This window comes from Rhodohalobacter halophilus (assembly GCF_001715195.1).
GTDB lineage: Bacteria > Bacteroidota > Rhodothermia > Balneolales > Balneolaceae > Rhodohalobacter > Rhodohalobacter halophilus.
The window spans coordinates 1-3,933 of sequence record NZ_MDWE01000077.1 but is presented as its reverse complement, the minus strand read 5'-3'; the positions used below and the strand labels follow the sequence as shown (position 1 = coordinate 3,933).

General features: G+C 45.3%; 2 protein-coding genes. Both read right to left on the bottom strand.

Annotated elements, in window-relative coordinates:
• Window positions 1-126: 126 nt before the first annotated feature.
• The gene (locus tag BG260_RS13735) at window positions 127-2,190 is read right to left on the bottom strand and encodes a Piwi domain-containing protein (protein WP_141691617.1); all 2,064 of its coding nucleotides are present in this window, start codon (window positions 2,188-2,190) and stop codon (window positions 127-129) included.
• A gap of 289 nt (window positions 2,191-2,479) precedes the next feature.
• Window positions 2,480-3,775 carry a hypothetical protein gene (locus tag BG260_RS13730; protein WP_069133528.1) on the bottom strand — a complete coding sequence of 432 codons (1,296 nt, stop codon included), beginning with the start codon at window positions 3,773-3,775 and terminating at the stop codon, window positions 2,480-2,482.
• Between the last annotated feature and the right edge of the window lie 158 nt (window positions 3,776-3,933).

Genomic DNA, 3,933 nt, shown 5'->3' with positions numbered 1-3,933 from the left:
CGATCCGCCGGCTGGCGGAGAGTCGTGAAATCTCCATACCGTAGTACGGTATAAACGAAAACCCTCGTCAGACGGATGAGAACAACAAAGACCCGACAGGTTTCCAAAACCTGTCGGGTCCGGGTTTCACAAAAACCACAAACTCTTCTCACCAAACGAAGGGAGCGACCGGCTGTTAAAATATGGAAACTTCTCAGCCAGCATCTCCGGATATTTGATCGTCACAGGTAAATTTTGCTGGCTGACCGATTTCCAATAGAGACGGCTGAATCGGTACACTTGTGTAATTAACCTCTCCCGAAAACCTTCATCATCTAACAGCCCCTCTTTACTGCACCATAACTGTAGCCTGACAGGAAACGGGAAACCTCTTTTAACCTCACTATCTTTACGGTATCGGGTATTATTAGAGAGCAAAATATCATCTCTCCTCTGCGAAAAATAGGTGCCGCTAAGCGGCAGCCTCATCGAACTGTTCAGGTCAAACAGAATCGTCTGTTCATATTCCGTTTTATTGATGGTAACAACCACAACCGGGATATCCAGGCCCAGCTCCTTTAGAGTCGCCAGGATAGGTTTTCGCTCATCATAACTCATGGTTTTATAAAAGTGGATCACCAGCCGTTCCACCTGCCGGTTCTCATCTGCATACCGCTGAACGGCCTCCCGTATCGATCCGGCAAGCATATGGGGTTCATCCTTTGTAAAACACCGAAGCCCCGAAAAGGTGCCATCCCCCTGAAAACAGAATGCACTCCCTAAATACCGTTTATCAAACTCCCGGGGCTGAAATGCCCCTATACCCACAATCAGTTCCGCTTCCGGTGGCTGGGTCAGTTTCCACGGAATACCTCCCAATTTAGCTACGGTGGCAACCGCTATATTCGGAATACTGTATCGAAAATCAGCTTTCTCTATCGTAGATCGCTCAACAACTTGTGAGGCAATTTTCCGTTTCAGCAGCTCCTCTTTCACCCGGTAGTACACCAAACGCTCTTTTCGGTTCCGGACTTCACGGTCGATCGGTGAAATATAAAATGCGAAATAGGCTACTCCCGCCTCTCTCTCCATGTTGTTAAGGCCATCGATAATTTCAGGCAGCGGATTCTGTTCATTCTCAAACTCAATCATCTCGCCCCTCAACGAAGAGGGTATATTTGCATATCTGTTGAAGCCATCCACTCCCTTCACCTCTCCCTTGAGATATTCATAAAACTGCTTTCCCGCCCCTTTTATATCCCGCTTACTCATGATAAACAGAAACCGAATATGGGAGTGCTTTGGCGGCATGAAGGGTCCGTGATTCCTGATTCCGTAAAATGGATGAATTTCTGTCTGACCATCTCTAAAAACCAATTTACTGCCGGCATTTGGAACGGTATGATACGTTCCGATCTTAATTTCGCACCAATTATCATCATTAAAAGTAAACGGCAAAACCTCCTCTACTGCAGGCGCTATCAGATACATATTTTTGAACCGGTCAATCTCATCCACATACTCTTTCACCTTATTTTTAAAAGGGTCAATCACAGGAAACTGCTGCATCTTATCCCGAATATTAAAATTCACAACGGGATACATTTTGGAAAAATCAATCTCGCTCAACTTGTCCTCGGGAATCTCCTCATAGTGAAAGATATGCCTGTTATAGGCTACACGGGTTAGCTCTGTAGTATCCACCGCGGCCTCCTCGCTGTTTATTGCAACCGGGTGGATAAATGAGTGTCCGGTATACTGTATAAAGAGTGCCCATCCTGCGCTGAACCAGGTACGACGGGTCGTAATTTTGAACTTTTTATACGCCCGGAAATTGACTTCATCCGCAGGTTTATCGCGGAACCATAGCTCCACTCCGTTAATAAAATCTCTCTTTCTAAAATCCGCCACACCTTTAAAAGCTTCAAATATCCGTTTATGCAGATAGTGCTTTGCCAAACCGGGTGCTTCTTCCAAATCGATATCTATCTCAAAACCATCTTCGGCCGGCTCAGGTGTGAAATCTGTATATAGCACATCATACTCTTTAGAGGACTTGGGGTAGCGCTTTGCAAAAGAATCAGGATACTCCTTACGTGTCAACGGTGCCCGCTCTCCCTGTTTCTCTTTCGAAAAAAAGAACAATTTATGCTGCTCCTGCTCTTTTAATGATATCGGCAGTGCATTCACGGCCAGTTTCTGTTTAGGCATGGCAATAGCTTTTTTTTCGGTCTGAACTAAATGAAAGGAGTCCAAAACAGATGCAGAGTGCTGCTCATCAGTAGATTGACAAACAGGCCACGGTTCACCCTAACGTCTGCAAATGTTTGAGTACCTTTTATTTAGAAGTAAGAATTCTCTTTTTTCCTTACCTCCTAAGAATGAATAAATTTTTCCAAAAAGGCAAAGCAGCGATGCCATTTGCAGAGTCCGCCCCCCAAAAACCACTCACCGGGTTGTAATATCTTAACCTGAGTTCGACTCAAAATCGGGACAAAAATCACTTCTTAAACCTCTTCAAAATATCCTCTACAACATTTCTGTCGTATAACTTCCTTCTCGGACTCACCTCTGCATAATCTAATGTATGTTTTTCAATAAAGGTTTTAATGGTATCCCTGTCATTTATTTCAAAAGCGTTCATCATCTCATGCTCGGTGATAAAATTGCTCCTCACAAACTCTTCAAACGAACCCTTTTGAACCGGGGTTGCCCCACCCCTCCTTTCAGATCCGTTTTCAACAGAGAAAGAACCTCTCAACACTGCCTGAACCTCATCGATTAACTGCACCGATTCAGAAACGCTCCCGTTCGTTTCTACCCTGCCCATATCTCCAAATGCTGCTCTCATGGAACTCTCCGCCTCTACCAGTCTCTTTATCTGATCTTCAAAATCTTCCATGGAGCTCCATGTCAAAATTTTTGTACGCACTGCGGTTACCCACTCCCTGCAGTACGCCTCATCCTCTAATTTTTGGCTGTCCCGATTCACAAAAGAGGCTCTGTACAGCATCAGGAAAAAGGCGTTCTCCAGGTGATGCAGTATCGTTCGATAGGCGGCACGATCCTCTTCATCCGTTTGAGCCCTCATTCGAAGTTTTTCGCACAGCGTAACCAAATTCCGGTTCAGCTCCCGGGTACGGATCAATTCAATTGAACATTCCCTGAAATACTCTGCTGTTTTTTGAGGTTTTATGGAGCCGGCAGGGAAATGGTTCTCCATCTCAAGCTCAATCGTTTCATCACTAAACCCTTCATCCGTTTTTAAATCCCTGAACCGAAACGAGAGATCACACACCATGGCTGACAACTGTTTTGCCAAAATCGTATAGATGAAGGATCGCTGATCTCCCTCCCGCTGTTCTTTCAGCTCTCCGCACTGCACCAGGTAGTCGTACCATCGCCGCAACGTAAGGGTTAATTGGTACTTCCGGTCCGATTCACGATCCAGGCGATTCATTGAAAAAACGGTCCGGGTCAATTGAAGAGCACCCTCCGCCTCTGCTGCCCTTCGGATCAACCACTCCGGCTTTCCATTTGGCTCTGAATGAACCGGCCTGAAAAATTGTAAACCGGGGATGAGTATTCGATCAAACCCGCTCTCTTGATACATGAACTTTTCAGCCTTCATGGCGGAACCGGCCACCCTCTCTACCAAATCAATTCTCTGCCTGATAAAGAGCTCCGGATCATCAGATAATGAGTCTATTGGCAATCTCGTCATCTGTAAATTGACCATCCGCTCTTCATTCAACAAATCACCAAATAACAGCTCCTCAAACAGTACAGATTTCATTCTCTACGCTGATCTCATTGAGTTTAATACACTCTCATTCTACACAATTTCGTATGAAGGGGCAAGAATCAGCCCGAGACAGCGTGGCCCGAAAGGATGACCGTTAATGAACTGCTAATAAAATTAAGACCACACAACAAATCTCCCCTAACAAGGGG